Raw genomic sequence first — 16,307 nt, 5'->3', positions numbered from 1 at the left:
GTGGGAGCGGTAAGGGGCGGGGCTGATTCCGGGCCGCGTGAAGTGCGGGAACGGGGGTACGGCTCGAACCTTCGTGCGGTTCTTGTGACAGGTTGTGCGTTCCTGGTGACCTACGGGGTTGCCGGGGCTCATTCATCTGTGGGGGAGAATCGTGCACTCACGTGCCTTCGGCGCGCCCGTTCGGCGTGCCCGTGGACGAACAACCCGTTTGACCGCCGCGGCGGTTGTGGTGTCCGGCGCGCTCGCGCTGTCGATGCTGCCGGCGGCTGGAGCCGTGGCGGACGACGCCAAGCCGGTGTCGGCCTGGGGCAAGGACGCCCCGCGTTTCAGCATGCCGAAGGTGAAGGTCGGCTCGACCGAGCCGGTGGCCACCCGCCCGGAGCGCAAGCCGTCCAGGGAACTTGCGGCCTGGCGCAAGGCGCAGAAGGAGCGTGCCGCGGCGCCCGCCGCGCCGGCGGGGAAGTCCTCCCGCTCCGCGGCGCAGGATGCCGGCGTCCTGACCCTCGTGCCGGAAGGCCAGGGCAACGTGCCCTGGCACCGAATCACCGACTTCGCGATCACGGACGCGCTGACCGCCCGGATCGACTACTCGACCGGCAACCTGATGCTCACCGCGACCGACTTCCAGGTCAGCGGCGTGGGCCAGAACCTGATGCTGGCGCGGACCTACAACTCCTTCGACGCCCCGTACGGCAAGGTGTCCCAGCGGTGGTGGCAGCAGTACGAGCGCTACCTGTCCCTCTCCTCGAGCACCGAGGCCGTCCTCTACGACTCCAGCGGTGCGGCCGTCCGGTTCAAGAAGAACACCGACGGCACGTTCGCCACGCCCAAGGGGTACTCGCAGGAGCTGAAGAAGAACAGCGACGGCACCTACACCCTGGCCAACTGGAAGTCCCACTCCAAGGACACCTACGACGCCAACGGGACCCTGACGAAGGTCACCGACCGCAACAAGGGCACCATCACCGTCACCCAGCACGACGAGGGCAGTGAGCACAAGGGCTTCAAGCTCACCGAGACCCGCTCCGGCCGGTGGGTGGACCTGCTCAAGACGGACGCCTCGCAGTGGCAGGCCAAGGACCACACCGGCCGCACCGCCGTCTTCAACCTCGACCCGGCCGGTCATCTCGTCTCGACCACCGACACCGAGGGCAAGACGGTCACCTTCCGCTACGACGACTCGGGCCGCATCGACAAGATCACCACCGCCGAGGGCCGCGTCACCGTCTTCACCTACGACGCCGCCAACCGCGTCACCTCCATGCTGCGCGGCACCGGCCTCAACAGCGACGGCCACACCGGCCCGACCTGGACGTACGCGTACACCAGTGACTCCACGACGGCCGCCGGTACGACCACCGCCACCGACCCCGAGTCCCACGCGACGAAGTACCAGCACGACGCTGACGGCCAGGTCACCGAGGTGACCGACGCCCTGGGCCACAAGCGGTCCACAAAGTTCGACGCGAACCACAACATCGACACCGCCACCGACGCGATGGGCTCGGGCACGACACCCGGCAACGTCTCGGACTACGGCTTCAACTCCCGCAACAACCTGGAGACGGTGACGGCGCCCACGGGCGGCCAGACGGTCAACCACTGGCAGACCATCGCCGGCGGCGGTGACGTGCCTTCCGACTCCACCAACCCCGACGGTGAGAAGACGGAGTTCAAGTACGACACGGCAGGCAACACCATGTCGGTCGCGCAGACCGGTACCGGCGGCGGCAACGTCTCCTACACCTACAACCCCGCCACCCCGACCTGCGGCGGCTTCGAGGGCCAGCGCTGCAGTCAGAAGACGAAGATGTCGTCGACGAAGACGGTCACGACCTCGTTCCACTACGACGCCAAGGGCAATCTGGACTACGCCACGGCACCCTCGCCGCTGGGCAGGACGACCTACCGCTACGACGAGCTGGGGCGCACCACGTCGGTCCAGGACGCCCGCGGCGTGACGGTGACGTATTCCTACGACAACCGCGACCGCATCAAGGTCGTCGACAGCTCCAACTACGCGCGGGTCGAGTACTGGTACGACGGCGACGGCAATCCCACCCAGCGCTCGGACGGCACCGGCACCGTGAAGTACGAGTTCGACCCGCTCCAGCGGGAAACGGTGCGCACCCTCCAGGACGGCTCGCAGACCCAGCTCGCCTACACCGCGGCCGGGAACGTCGACTACTACCAGGACCCGGCCGGCAAGGTCGACTACACCTGGAACGAGGTCAACAAGCTCAAGGAGTTCAAGGACCCGCAGGGCCGGGTGACGACGTACGGCTACAACAGCAACGACGTCCGCACCACGACCACCTATCCCGGCGGCACGGTGCAGAAGGTCGAGCCGGACAAGTCCAGCCGCCCCACGTCCATCAAGGTGACCTCCTCCCAGGGCACGCTGGTGGATCTGGCGTACACCTACGGATACGGCACCGGCGCGGCCACCGACGGCAGCAAGATCCGCACCTCCACGGACAACGTCCGCAGCACGAAGCGCACCTACAGCTATGACGGGGCGGGCCGCTTCTCCTACGCCAAGGAGGAGAAGGCGGGGGCGATCGCCGACTCCTGGCAGTACTGCTACGACCTGGCGGGCAACCTCACCTCCCAGGGCGCGGACCCCGGCTGCCCGCGCGGCACCACCTACACCTACAACGACGCCCAGCAGCTGACGGGCAAGTCCGGCACCACGGGCACCTGGTCCTACGACAAGATCGGCAACGAGACCGCCGCGGCCTCCACCGACGACTACGTCCGCACCGCCGAGAAGTGGACCGACCACTCGCAGATGTCGTCGGTCACCGTCAACGCCAAGACGTACGCGGGCCAGTACGGCTCCACCGACCAGAGCGAGCGCATCAAGCTCGGCGACACCACCTTCCACAACGGCCCGCTCGGGCTGTCCGCCAAGACCACCGCGGGTACGGACATGGGATTCAACCGGGAACCCGGGGGCACCTTGAACTCCATGACGACCGGGGGCAAGGCGTACTACTACCTCACCGACGCCATCGGCAGTGTGGTCGCCCTGGCGGACGAGGACGGCAACAAGGTCGACTCGTACGCCTACAGCCCGCGCGGCGTACGCATCCTGGCCCAGTCCAGTGAACCGGTCGCCCAGCCCTACCGCTTCGCCGGCGGCTACCAGGACCCCACCGGCCTGTACCACTACGGCGCCCGCTACTACGACGCCAACATCGGCCGCTTCACCCAGCCCGACCCCTCCGGCCAGGAACAGAACCCCTACCTGTACGCCGAAGGCGACCCCGTCAACCGGATCGATCCTTCAGGGCTGTACAGCCTTTCTGATCTGCCAGGGGACGTGAAGGATGTCAGTGACGCGGTCAGCAGTGGCCTGCAGGGTGACACTGACGCCCTGTGGGGGCAGGCAGCTGGACTGGCCACCGGGATCGCCATCGAATCCGCTTGTCAGTTCGCGGCAGGCTTCGCAGGAGTACCGACCGCAGGCACGGCTTCGGTCGCCATCGAAGTGGGTTGCGCTTATGCGAGTGCCGCTGCCGGAGAATGGGTTTCCGGGAAGGTGGAGAGCGGACTGAAGTAGTTTGATGCGCGGGGGCGATGCACTGGGCACTCGCCCCCGCGCACTGGATCACCCTCCCGCGTGAAGCGTGCGGCGAAAAGTTGAGAGGGACGTAATGGCGCGTGCATTTGATAGAACCTACGGATCCCGCAAGGCTATCCGGCGTAATGCGTACATCGTGGTTTTCATGTCCGTGGTGCTGTACGTCTTGGGCGCTATTCTGGCGGCCAAGGGCGGCCTGGATGCCGCGTATCCAGTTATTTTGGTGGCCGTCATCATTGACGTATTCTGTCTGGTGGTCTGGCTGGCTTTCCGTTCGAAAAATTCGCGCTGAAACGGATCGCGTCCGAGGGGTTCAGAGAAAGGAAGAAGATGTATTTGGCTCGCGGAGTGACTCCAGGCGGAACGCTGGGAATTGTTCTTTTTTGCATAGCTGTTGCCTGCGTCATAGTTCCTCTGGTAATGGCTTGGAGAAAGAACCGATAGGTCTCATCCTCCAGCCGTCCAGCACCCGTCCCGGCCGCTGAACTCCGGCCGGGCGGGCGGCCCGGTGGTCTTCGCGATCAGCCGACCCGGCCCCGGCGGCGGCGCAGGGCGAGCGCGACACCCGTCGTGAGCAGGAGCGCCCCGGCGCCACCCGCGAGCAACGGCAGAGCCGCCGGTCCGCGGGAACTGCTGTCCGCCACGGGCTCGGACCGGTCGGCCGCGACGTCCTCGGCGGGCGTCGTGGTCCCGGCCGGAGCCGCCGCGGACGTCGACGCCGGTTCCGAGGGCTCGGGCGTCTTCGAGGACGCGGGCCGGCTCGGCTTCGCGGAGGCGCCGGCGCCGTCCGAGCCCGGCGCCTCCGCGGCCGAACCCGCCGTACCACCGCCCCCGGCCCGCGCGAACACCACGTCCGAGCACGAGTAGTACGTGTCCGCCGTGCTGGAGTTCTGCCAGACGGTGAACAGCACATGGCGGCCCGACCGGTCGGCGGGCAGCTTCGCCGCGATGCGGTAGGCGCCCTTGACCAGGGACGGGTCGGTGGCCGTGGCGAACGGCCGCGTCGGCAGGTCGGACCACGTCAGCGGTTTCGCCGGGTCGTACCCCGGCTTCGTCAGGTAGAGCCTGAACGTGCCCGTGTGCGGGATCGTCGAGCTGTAGGCGAGGGTCAGCGGAGCGCCGGGCGAGAGGCGGGTGGCGGGCCAGTCGGCGCGGGCCAGGTCGAGCCCCTTGTAGGCGGGCAGACCGCCACTGCACAGCCGCCCGTCGGGGATCACCTGGCGGTCCCTGCCGTTCACGCCCGCCACCCGCAGGTTGTCCCAGGCGGTGAACGGGGCGCCGTTCGACGCGATCGCCGCCCGGCAGGCCGCGGACCCGGCCCGGCTGCCGCCCTCGGGCGAGCACGCCACGACCCGGCTGACCGGATCGGTGGGCGCCCCGTGGGCCTGCGCCGGTCCCGCGGCCCAGGGTGTCAGCAGGAGCGGGGCCGCCACGGCGACGGCGGCCGCGGCGGCGGTGCGGTGTGCGGTCATCCGGTGGGGCTCCTCGGGCTGTCGCGAAGGGGGCCGTTCTCCGTGCAGTACGGGAAATCCGGGCCGCGTGTTCAGCGGGTGTGCGCCGGCCGGTCCCGGGCCGGCGGGCAAGCAGGCGCCCGGCCGGAGGGGGCGGCGGCGCGGCGGCGCGGGCGCATACACAGGGCCCCCGGTGATCCGGCGCCCGGCGTGTCCCGCCCGCGGCCGCACAGCAATGCCCGGGCTCCGGCCGCCGACGCGGGCGGTCCGCGGGCTCCGCCCGAACGCGGGCAGTCCGCGAGCCCCCGCCCGGCCGCCGACGCGGGGTGGGCCGGATGGGCCCCGGTGGGCCGGGCCGGGGACGCTACTGTGCCTGCGAGGCCCCGCCCCGCACCGGAGGAACGCACCGCATGCCCGACGCCCCCGTGATCGTCAGCAGTGACCCGGAGTCCTTCCCGCACAGCGTGCTGGCCGAGCGGCATCCGACCCTCATCGAAAAAGTACGGGACGCCCTCCCCTACGGCCCCGACCAGCGCCGGGCCCTCGACGCGCTGCTGACGAGCGTCACCGAAGGGGTGCTGGAACCGCTCGGGCAGGACGCCGCGGACGGAGCGCAGTGGGACGCCTGGGGCCTGCGGTCGTACGCCGGCCGCTCCTGGTTCGAGGTGCCGTTCCTCTGGGCGGAGAGCTACTTCTACCGCCGACTCCTCGAAGCGGTCGGGTACTTCGCCCCGGGCCCCTGGCGCGGTGTCGACCCCTTCCGCCCCTTCAAGCTCGCCGAACTCGGCACCCCGGAGGCCGACGCGGAACTGGCCGCGCTCGACGAACTCGCCGCACGGCCGGCCCAGGACCGGGCGACCGCCCTCCTGCACGGCTCACTGTGGGGCAACCGTGCCGACCTCGGCTTCCAGCTCTCCGCCGCCGGGAGTCCGTCCGGTGAAAGTCAACTCGTCGCCGACGGCAGCGAATTGCTCTGGTCGCTGCTCAGTGGCGGCACCGTGTGCGTGGTCGCGGACAACGCGGGCCGGGAACTGATCCCCGACCTGCTGCTCATCGACCACCTGCTGCTGCACGGCCGCGCGGACCGGGTCGTGCTGCACCTGAAGCCGTACCCCTACTACGTCTCCGACGCCACGACCGCCGACCTGCTCGACGCCGTACGCCGGCTGACCGGAGCGGCGGGTGCCGCCGCCGAGTCGGGTCGCCGGCTCCGGGTCGCGCTGACCGACGGCAGCCTCACGGTCCGCACCCACCCCTTCTCCTGCGCACCGCTGCCCTACGCCGACATGCCCGACGACCTCGCCCAAGCCGACGTGACCCTCCTGAAGGGCGACCTCAACTACCGCCGTCTGGTCGGGGACCGCAACTGGCCGCCCACCACGCCCTTCGCCCGAGCCACCGCCTACTTCCCCGGCCCCGTCGCCGCCCTGCGCACCCTCAAGTCCGACGTCGTCGTCGGTCTCGCACCGCAGACGGAGTCCTCGCTCGTCGCCGCCGAGGGGCGGAGCTGGCGGACGAGCGGCACCCATGCGCTGATCCAGGCCAGGCCCTGATCCAGGGATCAGGCGATGAAGGCGATTCGTCCGGGACCGGCCCGGCGCCTCATGCCACTTGCAGCCGCAGCGACTTGATGCCGTTGATGAAGTTGGAGACGAGACGGACAGGGGGCCCGGCGACCCGCGGCGCGGGCACCGCCCGCAGCATCTCCCCGTACAGAACCCGCAGTTGCAGCCGTGCGAAGTGCGCGCCGAGGCATACGTGCGGACCGTCCCCGAAGGAGACGTGCGGGTTCGGGGTCCTGGCCGGGTCGAGACGCCGCGGGTCGGTGAAGACCCGCTCGTCGTGGTTGGCCGAGGCGTGGAAGACGACCACCTTGTCGCCCGCCCGGATGCGCCGCCCGGCGAGCGTGGTGTCGGTGACCGCGGTACGCCGGAAGGTCAGCACCGGCGGATGCCACCGCAGCAACTCCTCCACTGCCGGGGCGATTTCGAATCGGCCGGTGCGCAGACCGGCGTACACCTCCGGGTGTCCGGCGAGTGCCAGCAGACCGCCGGGCGCGGCGCTGCGTACGGTGTCGTTGCCCGCGATCGTGAGCAGGAAGAAGAACATCTCCAGTTCCGGCCCGGTGAGTTCGGGGTCGGTGGCGAGGGTGGACACGAGGTCGTCGGCGGGACGGCACCTCTTGTGGGCGGCCAGGTCCCGGGCGTACGCGAACATGTCCCGCAGAGCGGCGGGGGAGCGCGGGTCGACCGGCCGCCCCGCGCCGTCGCGCAGCGGCTCGCCCGCCTCCTCCGGGTCCTGGTAGCCGATGACCCGCCGCGTCCAGTGCAGCAACAGGCCGCGGTCGCTCCCCGGTACGCCCAGCAGGTCGGCCAGGTTCAGCAGGGCGTAGTCGTCGGTGACGTCCGCGACGAGGTCGCAGGTGCCGTCGCCCGCGCGGGCCCCGTCGAGTCCGCGTGCGAGGAGCGTGCGGGCCCGCTCGCGTGCCGACGCCTCGAAGCGCTCGATACGGCGCGGCGTGAACGCACGGCTGACGAGCCGCCGCAGCCTGCCGTGGTCCGGCGGATCCTGATTGAGCATCATGCGGCGGACGAACGGCAGGTCGGCCGGATCCGGGTCGCGGATCTGGGTCGCCCCCAGGTGCGAGGAGTAGGCCGCCGAATCCTTCAGCACCCGGACCACGTCCGCGTGCCGTGTCACCGCCCAGAACCCCGGACCGGCCGGCCAGCCCAGCACCTCGGGCTCGTCCTGCCAGGCGACGGGGTGGTGGTCGCGCAGGACGCGGTACGCGGCGTACGGGACACCGTCACCGTACCGCCGCGGGTCGAAGACGTCCGGGACGGGCGGCGCCTCACGCACGCTCACACGGACTCACCCGCTGCCGCGCGAGGGGACTCGCCCCGCGCGGCAGGCCGGGTCTCCGCGCCGTCGGCGTCCGCGTCGTCCTCTCGCAGGAACGCCTCGACCACCGCGATCAGGTCCAGGGGCGTCTCGTCCATCGCGTAGTGGCCGGCCGCCGGGAACTCGTGATGGCAGGCGTGCGGGTACCAGCGCATCCAGGTCTCCGCCATCAGCCCGGCCGACAGGGCGGGATCGAGCGCTCCCGTCACCGCCAGCGCCGGCACCGTCGCGCCCTCGACCTCGGCGTGGAAGTCCTCGCCGGCCCAGGAGTCCAGCCAGGCGCGGAACGCCTTGGGATCGCTCCGCGCCAGGGAGCGCGCCACCATCCGGTCGAGCCAGGCGGCCGGACGACGGCTTCCGGTGGTGAAGTCGAGGATGGCACGTCTGTTCTCCGGCCGGTGCGCCGCCTCCGCGAACAGCTCCCACTGGTCGCGGGGCAACGGCAGCCCGGAGGCCGGCACCGGCGAGACCCCGACGATCCGCCGCAGCCGCCGCGGGGCGAGGGCCAGCAGCCGCTGCGCGACGCCGCCGCCCATCGAGTGCCCGATGACCGAGAACCGCTCCCAGCCGAGCCGGTCGGCGAGAGCGAGCAGATCCGCGGCCGCCTCGGCGGTCGTGTACGCGCCCTCCGCGTCCCGGGCCGCCCCGTAGCCGCGCAGATCCACCAGCGCGTACTGGAACGCCGTGCGGTCGAGGTCCGGCAGCACATGCGCGTACGCCGACCGGTCGGCGAACCAGCCGTGCACCGCGAACACCTTGTGGGTGCCGTCGCCGTGCAGTTCATGGGGCAGCACGAAGGAGGTCATGCGCCTACGGTGACCGGCACACCGCCGCCGGACAAGGGCGCGTACGCGGGCGCACGAGGAGCCACGGCGCGTGCCCCCGACGGACAGGAGCCGCACCGGTCACCCGGGAGACCGGCCCGCGAGCGGGGCAGACACCTGGGGCTCCCGCCGGGGGCGCTTATGGCAGCGATTCACGCGATGGTGTGATCATGTCCGGGCTCGCGGATGCCCCGGGAAGGCCCTGGGTAGGGCCCGGCCATGACGCAGCCCTTCGTACTCCCGCACTTCTACATGCCGTATTCCGCGCGGCTCAACCCGCACGTCGACGAGGCCCGCACCCACACCACGGAGTGGGCGCGCGGCATGGGCATGCTGGAGGGCTCCGGCATCTGGGAACAGTCGGACCTCGACGCGCACGACTACGGACTGCTGTGCGCCTACACCCACCCCGACTGCGACGGATCCGCGCTCTCGCTGATCACCGACTGGTACGTGTGGGTGTTCTTCTTCGACGACCACTTCCTCGAAACCTTCAAACGCAGCCAGGACCGCGAGGGCGGCAAGGCCTACCTGGACCGGCTGCCGCTGTTCATGCCGCTCGACCTGGCCACCCCGGTACCGGAGCCGGGGAACCCGGTCGAGGCGGGACTCGCCGACCTGTGGGCGCGCACGGTCCCTTCGATGTCCCTGGACTGGCGCAGGCGCTTCGCCGTCTCCACCGAGCACCTGCTGAACGAGTCGCTCTGGGAGCTGTCGAACATCAACGAAGGGCGGGTCGCCAACCCCGTCGAGTACATCGAGATGCGCCGCAAGGTGGGCGGCGCCCCCTGGTCGGCGGGGCTCGTCGAGTACGCGACCGCCGAAGTGCCCGCACGTGTCGCCGAGTCGCGGCCGCTGCGGGTGCTGATGGAGACGTTCTCCGACGGGGTGCACCTGCGCAACGACCTCTTCTCCTACCAGCGTGAGGTCGAGGAGGAGGGCGAACTGAGCAACGGCGTCCTCGTCCTGGAGACCTTCTTCGGCTGTACGACGCAGGAGGCCGCCGAGATCGTCAACGACGTCCTCACCTCGCGGCTGCACCAGTTCGAGCACACGGCGTTCACCGAGGTGCCCGCCCTCGCCCTGGAGCAGGGGCTCGCCCCGGACGAGGTCGCGGCCGTCGCGGCGTACACGCAGGGGCTCCAGGACTGGCAGTCGGGCGGCCACGAATGGCACCTGCGGTCCAGCCGGTACATGAACGAGGGGGCCCTCTCCAAAGAGCCCTTCCGCGCCTCCGGGGTCGGCACCTCGGCGGCCGACATCGGCGCCCTGCTCTCCGCCGCCGGCGCGCAGCGGCTGCGTTCGTTCACCCACGTGCCCTTCCAGAAGGTCGGCCCGTCCCGGCTGCCCGACTTCCACATGCCGTTCCCGCTGACGCTCAGCCCCCACCTGGACGGCGCGCGGCATCGCATCACCGGCTGGGCGCACGCCGTGGGCATCCTGGAGGAGGGTGTCTGGGACGAGGACAAACTCGCCGCCTACGACCTGCCGCTGTGCGCGGCCGGAATCCATCCGGACGCCACCCCTGAAGGCCTTGACCTGGCCTCCCAGTGGCTCGCCTGGGGCACCTACGGCGACGACTACTACCCGCTCGTCTTCGGGCACCGGCGCGATCTGGCGACGGCCAAGGTGTGCACCGCGCGCCTGTCGGCCTGCATGCCCGTCGACGGCGAGGAGCCCCCGGCCCCCGCCAACGGCATGGAGCGCGGTCTCGTCGACCTGTGGACGCGCACGACGGCGGGGATGACACCGCAGGCCCGCCGCACGTTCAAGGCCGCCGTCGACGTGATGACGGAGAGCTGGGTGTGGGAACTGGCCAACCAGATCCAGAACCGCATCCCGGACCCGGTCGACTACCTGGAGATGCGCCGCGCCACCTTCGGCTCCGAGCTGACCATGAGCCTGTGCCGGCTGGGACACGGCAAGGAGGTTCCCCCCGAGGTGTACCGCAGCGGTCCGGTGCGCTCACTGGAGAACGCGGCGATGGACTACGCGATGCTCCTGAACGACGTCTTCTCGTACCAGAAGGAGATCGAGTACGAGGGCGAGGTGCACAACGGCATCCTCGTCGTGCAGAACTTCTTCGGCTGCGACTATCCGACCGCCCTCGGCGTCGTCCACGACCTGATGACCCAGCGCATGAAGCAGTTCCAGCACGTCGCCGCACACGAACTGCCCATCCTGTACGAGGACTTCAAGCTCTCGGAGGAGGCCCGCGGCATCATGCGGGGCTATGTCGGGGAACTGCAGAACTGGTTAGCCGGCATCCTGAAGTGGCACCAGGACTGCCGCCGCTACGGGGCCGCCGACCTGGCCAGGCGCGCCCACGGCTTCGTCCCCGACAAGGCGCCGGCCCTGCCGTTCGCGTGGTCGGGGACCACGGTGCCCGTCTCCGCGTGAGGCCCGTCCGGGCCGCCTCGGCCGGCGTACCGGGTCGCCCCGGCCGGGTTCCGGGGCGGCCCGGACGGCGTGCCCGGCGGCTGCGGTGACCCAGCCGGACGGACTTCTCGAACACGACGGGCAGTCTCACTCGTTCGTGGATCGTCGCGCGCCCGCTCGCCGGGTAGAGCACCTCCCGGAGGCGAACCATGGAACAGACCGCACTGCGTCCCAAGCCGATGCCGGGCCGGGAGCCCGGCGACCCCCGCCCGTCGGGCGGTCACCGCGAGCCGGGTGGTGCCGGTGGACCGGGCGCGGTCCGCGCACCGGGCGGTGTCGTCCGCACCCCGGAGGGTGCTTCCCGGCGTCCGCACGCCGCACGGCGGCGCGGCAGGCGGCTCGTGACCCTGCTCTTCGGTCTGTTCGTCGCAGCGGCCCTGGTGCTGTCGGGCGTCGGCCTCGGCACCGTGGGCGCCACGGTGATCGGCATGAGCAAGCTCGCGGACCTGCGGAAGCAGACCGGCGGCGGCGCGCCGGGAGCGCCGGGCCCGTCGGCGCGCCCGGGGACGCCGGGGGAGTCCCACTCCCCGGGGCAGGGCTCCCCAGGGCAGTCGGGCGAGTCCGTCCGGCCCGGCGAACCGGACGGACCCGCCAGGCCCGGCAAAGCCTCCGGTCACCACCCGTCCGTCGGGTCCACATCCGCTTTGTCCAAGTCGGCCTCGTCCACGTCGGCTTCGGGGCCCGGGGCGGCCGCTCCGGCTCAGAAGCCCGTGAGCGCCACCCTCGGCGTCGAGGCGGTGGACGCGCCGAGGGGCGGGGCGCTCGTCGTCGGCGTCCACGTGCCCGGCCCCGGCTACACCGCGGGTCTGGTGCGCGGTGACGTCCTCGTGGCCTTCGGCACGGCGCGTGTCCGCTCGGCCGACGGTCTCGCGCGGGCGGTGGCGGCCGCTCGCCCCGGCTCCCCGGTCACCGTGACGGTGCGACGCGCGAACGGCGCCCACCAGCGACTGTCCGCGACCCCGGGCGTCGTCACCTGAGTCAGCCACCCCCGGGCACGCCTCCACGGACGCCCACCCCCGGGCGCGTCTCCACGGACGCCGAGCGGACGTACGGGCGCGCGACCCCTGCGCCTGCCGGACCCGCCACCCCCGATCCGCGGACGCGACCCGCTCGCGTCGGCCGCACCGGAAGGGCAGGATGCTGCCCGTAGGCCCCTGGGGAACTCCGGACGGAGGCATGGATGACCGGCACACCCGCACCCTTCACCGCCGACGACTACGCGGCGCGGATGCGGCGCGCGGCGCAGGCCGCCGCGGACGCCGGACTCGACGCGGTCCTGGTCGCACCCGGCCCCGACCTGGTCTGGCTGACCGGGTACCGGCCCGTCGAGACCGAACGGCTCACCCTGCTGGTGCTCAGGCCGGACCAGGACCCCGTCCTGGTCGTGCCCACCCTGGAGGCCCCCGACGCGGCAGCCGCGGCGGCGGCGAGCGCGCTGACGCTCCGCGACTGGACCGACGGCACCGACCCGTACGAGGCGGCCACCTCGCTCCTCGACCGCGCGGGCCGCTTCGGCGTCAGCGACAACGCGTGGGCCCTGCATCTGCTCGGCCTCCAGAAACGGCTGCCGGACTCGCGCTACACCTCCCTGACCGAGTCCCTGCCTATGCTGCGCGCCGTCAAGGACGCCGCGGAGCTCGAACGGCTGGCCGCCGCAGGCGCGGCCGCGGACGCCACCTACGAGGAGATCGTCAAGGTCCCCTTCGCCGGGCGCAGGGAGACGGACGTCGCCGCCGACCTCGCGAGGCTGCTCCGCCGGCACGGCCACTCCCAGGTCGACTTCACCGTCGTAGGCTCGGGCCCGAACGGCGCCAACCCGCACCACGAGGCCGGTGACCGGGTCATCGAGCACGGCGACATGGTCGTCCTCGACTTCGGCGGACTCAAGCACGGCTACGGCTCGGACACCTCCCGCACCGTGCACGTCGGCGAGCCCGGTGAGGAGGAGCGCAGGGTGCACGACATCGTGCGCGCGGCCCAGGAGGCCGGCGTCCGGGCGGTCCGGCCGGGAGCCGCCTGCCAGGACGTCGACCGGGCGGCCCGCGCGGTCATCACCGACGCCGGATACGGGGACCGCTTCATCCACCGCACCGGCCACGGCATCGGCGTCACCACCCACGAACCGCCCTACATGATCGAGGGCGAGGAGCAGCCCCTCGTCCCGGGGATGTGCTTCTCCGTGGAGCCCGGCATCTACCTGCCCGGCCGGTTCGGGGTACGCATCGAGGACATCGTGACCGTCACCGGGGACGGCGGACGCCGCCTCAACACCACCGACCGCGACCTGATGATCGTCGGCTGACCGGCACCGGCAGCCCCCACCACGTCCCGAACGGCGATGGCGCGACCATGACCCAGGCATCGACACCGACCGCGGACACCGTCCGCCGACTGGTCCGCTCACTGCTCGCCGACGGCGGCGCGGCCGACGCGTGGCCGGACGTCCGGCCCGTCGCCGACGACGGCGGACACCGCACCTGGTGGGTCGGCACCCGCCAGGTGCTGCGGCTCGCCCCCGACCGCGAGGCCGCCGCCCGGCAGCGCCGCGAGCTGCGGCTGCGCGACCTCGTACGGCCGCACATCCCGGTCCCGGTGCCGGTGAGCGTCGCGCACGGCGAATGGACCGACGACGGCCTGACCTTCACGCTCGACGCCAGGCTGCCCGGCGGCAGTGCCGAGGAGCAGGCCGTCTCGGCGGTCGGCGAGGCGGATCTAGCGGGGCTGCTGACGGGCCTGCGTGAAGTCCCCGTACCGCAGGCCGAGACACTCGGCGTTCCGCGTGAGGCGCCGCGCTCCCTGGAGACACTGCGCGCCGCGGCCGGGGAAGCCGCCCGACACCTCGCCGCCGCCGACGAGTTCGACCCGGCCCGGCTCGCCCGGTTCCCCGCGCCCGCCGCGGCCCAGCTCGCGGCGCAGTCCGGCCCCGCGGTCCTCGTCCACCACGGGCTCCGGGGCGAGCATCTCGTGGTCAGCGGCGACGGGCGGGTGCGCGGTGTCCTCGACTGGACGGGCGCGGTCGTCGGCGACCCCGCCGAGGACATCGCGGGGCTCGCCGTCGCCGTCGGCGCTCCCGCGGCCGTGCGCGCCGCGACACTCGGCGGGTACGGGGCGCGTCCCTGTCTGCGCGGCCTGTGGCTGGCCCGCTGCGACGCCCTGGTGCGCCTCGCCGGGCGGCTCCGGGGCCCCGGAGAGGGAAGCCTGCCGCTCCTGCGCACCCGGCTTCGCCGCGCCTGGGAGCCGATCCTCCTGGAACGCGTCACCGACCTGGGCGGCGGGGCGGACGAGGCGCCCTGAGCGGGCCGGGGCGGCGGAGGCCGTCCCGGCCCGGACGAGGCACGCCCCTCGTCACGCCTGTGTCAGCACCACGCACGACTCGCCCGGCAGGCTCAGCAGCCCGTCGCTGCCCGGGGTCGCGACCGGCTCCCAGGCGGCCAGTACCCGTGCGCGCCTCAGACCCAGCGGAATCACCGTCGGCTCCTTGCCCAGGTTCACGGCCACCCGCACGTCGCCGCGCCCGAGGGCGAGCCAGCGGGCCTCCTCGTCGTAGGCGACCTTGACCGCCGCGAGGCCGGGGTCGGAGAGGTCGGCGTGGCGGTGGCGCAGGGCGATCAGGTCGCGGTACCAGGCCAGTACGCGCGTGTGCACCGCGTTGGCCGGCCCCGGCGCCGGCTCGGACCAGTCGAGGCAGGAGCGCTCCCGGGTCGCCGGGTCCTGCGGGTCCGGCACGTCCTCCTCCGCCCAGCCGTGCGCCGCGAACTCACGGCGCCTGCCGCGGCGTACGGCGTCCGCCAGCTCGGGATCCGTGTGGTCGGTGAAGAACTGCCAGGGCGTGCCGGCCGCCCACTCCTCACCCATGAACAGCATCGGCGTCATCGGGCCGGTGAGCGTCAGCGTGGCGGCACAGGCCAGCAGGCCGGGGGAGAGGGAGGCGGAGAGCCGGTCTCCGACGGCGCGGTTGCCGATCTGGTCGTGGGTCTGGGAGTAGCCCAGCAGGCGGTGCGCCGACACGCGCGTGCGGTCCAGCGGACGGCCGTGCCGGCGGCCCCGGAAGCTCGAGTACGTACCGTCGTGGAAGAAGCCCGCCGTGAGCGTCTTGGCGAGTGCCGCGAGCGGGGCCCGCGCGAAGTCCGCGTAGTAGCCCTGGCCCTCACCGGTCAGAGTCGTGTGCAGGGCGTGGTGGAAGTCGTCGTTCCACTGGGCGTGCAGCCCGAGACCGCCCTCCCTGCGGGGGCGGACGAGCCGCGGATCGTTCAGGTCCGACTCCGCGATCAGGAACAGCGGCCGGCCGAGATCGGCGGCCAGTTCGTCGACGGCCGCCGACAGCTCCTCGAGGAAGTGCAGCGCCCGCGTGTCGGCCAGCGCGTGCACCGCGTCCAGACGCAGCCCGTCGAGGCGATAGTCCCGCAGCCAGGCCAGCGCGCTGCCCACGAGGAACGCGCGTACGTCGTCCGAGCCCGGCGCGTCCAGGTTGACGGCGGAGCCCCAGGGCGTCTGATGGGTGTCCGTGAAGTACGGCCCGAACGCCGGGAGGTGGTTGCCGGACGGGCCCAGGTGGTTGTGCACCACGTCGAGGACGACGCCGAGACCCAGCTCGTGGGCCCGGTCGACGAACCGTTTCAGTGCCTCGGGCCCGCCGTACGGCTCGTGCACGGCCCACAGCGAGACCCCCTCGTACCCCCAGCCGTGCCGGCCGGGGAACGGGCACAGCGGCATCAGCTCGACGTGCGTGACGCCCAGTTCGGCCAGGTGCCCCAGCCGTTCGGCGGCCGCGTCCAGCGTGCCCTCGCGCGTGTACGTCCCCACGTGCAGCTCGTACAGCACCGCGCCCGGCAGGCCGTGTCCCGGCCACGCCTGGCGCCACGTGTACCGCCCCTGGTCGACGACCGCGCTCAGCCCGTCGGGGCCGTCCGGCTGGCGCCGCGAGCGCGGGTCGGGCAGCACGGGCCCGTCGTCCACGGCGAACCCGTACCGCGTCCCGTCCTGCGCGTCGGCCTCTCCTGTCCACCATCCGGCCCGGTCCGGATCGCGCCCCAACGCGTGCGTGGAGTCGCCGCACCGGAGCGTGACCCGGTCGGCCTGTGGTGCCCACACCTCGAACTGCACGGG

Annotated in this window: 11 protein-coding genes; 7 read left to right on the top strand and 4 right to left on the bottom strand. The window is 72.2% G+C overall.

The genetic code is table 11. The features are described 5' to 3' along the window. Nucleotides 1-253 precede the first annotated feature (253 nt). Nucleotides 254-3,565, top strand: a complete 3,312-nt coding sequence (locus tag AC0ZLC_RS01455; protein ID WP_476750215.1) for an RHS repeat-associated core domain-containing protein — start codon at nt 254-256, stop codon at nt 3,563-3,565. A gap of 166 nt (nt 3,566-3,731) precedes the next feature. After that, on the top strand, nt 3,732-3,878 hold the full coding sequence (locus AC0ZLC_RS01450; RefSeq protein WP_476749984.1) for a hypothetical protein: 147 nt from the start codon (nt 3,732-3,734) through the stop codon (nt 3,876-3,878). Nucleotides 3,879-4,107: 229 nt separating this feature from the next. Here AC0ZLC_RS01450 and AC0ZLC_RS01445 read toward each other — a convergent pair whose 3' ends face one another. After that, nucleotides 4,108-5,058 carry a lytic polysaccharide monooxygenase auxiliary activity family 9 protein gene (locus tag AC0ZLC_RS01445; RefSeq protein WP_476749983.1) on the bottom strand — a complete coding sequence of 317 codons (951 nt, stop codon included), beginning with the start codon at nt 5,056-5,058 and terminating at the stop codon, nt 4,108-4,110. 389 nt (nt 5,059-5,447) lie between these two features. Here AC0ZLC_RS01445 and AC0ZLC_RS01440 point away from each other — a divergent pair, with 389 nt between their 5' ends. Further along, nucleotides 5,448-6,590 (top strand): damage-control phosphatase ARMT1 family protein, encoded by a 1,143-nt coding sequence (locus AC0ZLC_RS01440; RefSeq protein WP_476749982.1) that lies wholly within the window; start codon nt 5,448-5,450, stop codon nt 6,588-6,590. 49 nt (nt 6,591-6,639) lie between these two features. On the opposite strand, the gene AC0ZLC_RS01435 is transcribed toward AC0ZLC_RS01440, so the two are convergent. Further along, nucleotides 6,640-7,902 (bottom strand): cytochrome P450, encoded by a 1,263-nt coding sequence (locus AC0ZLC_RS01435; protein ID WP_476749981.1) that lies wholly within the window; start codon nt 7,900-7,902, stop codon nt 6,640-6,642. Further along, nucleotides 7,899-8,744 carry an alpha/beta fold hydrolase gene (locus AC0ZLC_RS01430; protein WP_476749980.1) on the bottom strand — a complete coding sequence of 282 codons (846 nt, stop codon included), beginning with the start codon at nt 8,742-8,744 and terminating at the stop codon, nt 7,899-7,901. The genes AC0ZLC_RS01435 and AC0ZLC_RS01430 overlap by 4 nt, the downstream gene beginning before the upstream one ends. Nucleotides 8,745-8,981: 237 nt before the next feature. Between AC0ZLC_RS01430 and cyc2 the strand changes: the two genes are divergently transcribed. The 4 genes from cyc2 (at nt 8,982) to AC0ZLC_RS01410 (ending at nt 14,495) form a co-directional block, all read left to right on the top strand. Further along, a complete protein-coding gene (gene cyc2 / locus AC0ZLC_RS01425; protein ID WP_476749979.1) occupies nt 8,982-11,162 on the top strand; it encodes a germacradienol/geosmin synthase Cyc2 in 2,181 nt (726 codons plus the stop codon). Nucleotides 11,163-11,350: 188 nt separating this feature from the next. Next, on the top strand, nt 11,351-12,178 hold the full coding sequence (locus AC0ZLC_RS01420) for a PDZ domain-containing protein (RefSeq protein ID WP_476749978.1): 828 nt from the start codon (nt 11,351-11,353) through the stop codon (nt 12,176-12,178). Nucleotides 12,179-12,381: 203 nt separating this feature from the next. Further along, nucleotides 12,382-13,503 (top strand): M24 family metallopeptidase, encoded by a 1,122-nt coding sequence (locus tag AC0ZLC_RS01415; RefSeq protein ID WP_476749977.1) that lies wholly within the window; start codon nt 12,382-12,384, stop codon nt 13,501-13,503. Nucleotides 13,504-13,550: 47 nt separating this feature from the next. After that, nucleotides 13,551-14,495 (top strand): aminoglycoside phosphotransferase family protein, encoded by a 945-nt coding sequence (locus AC0ZLC_RS01410; protein WP_476749976.1) that lies wholly within the window; start codon nt 13,551-13,553, stop codon nt 14,493-14,495. 51 nt (nt 14,496-14,546) lie between these two features. Here AC0ZLC_RS01410 and treZ read toward each other — a convergent pair whose 3' ends face one another. Next, nucleotides 14,547-16,304: a malto-oligosyltrehalose trehalohydrolase gene (gene treZ, locus AC0ZLC_RS01405; RefSeq protein ID WP_476749975.1), complete on the bottom strand. Its 1,758-nt coding sequence runs from the start codon at nt 16,302-16,304 to the stop codon at nt 14,547-14,549. Between the last annotated feature and the right edge of the window lie 3 nt (nt 16,305-16,307).

The sequence above is a fragment of the Streptomyces sp. GLSS-08 genome (genome assembly GCF_056387915.1).
The sequence above is the reverse complement of the archived record's forward strand: the minus strand, read 5'-3'. Positions and strand labels throughout refer to the sequence as shown.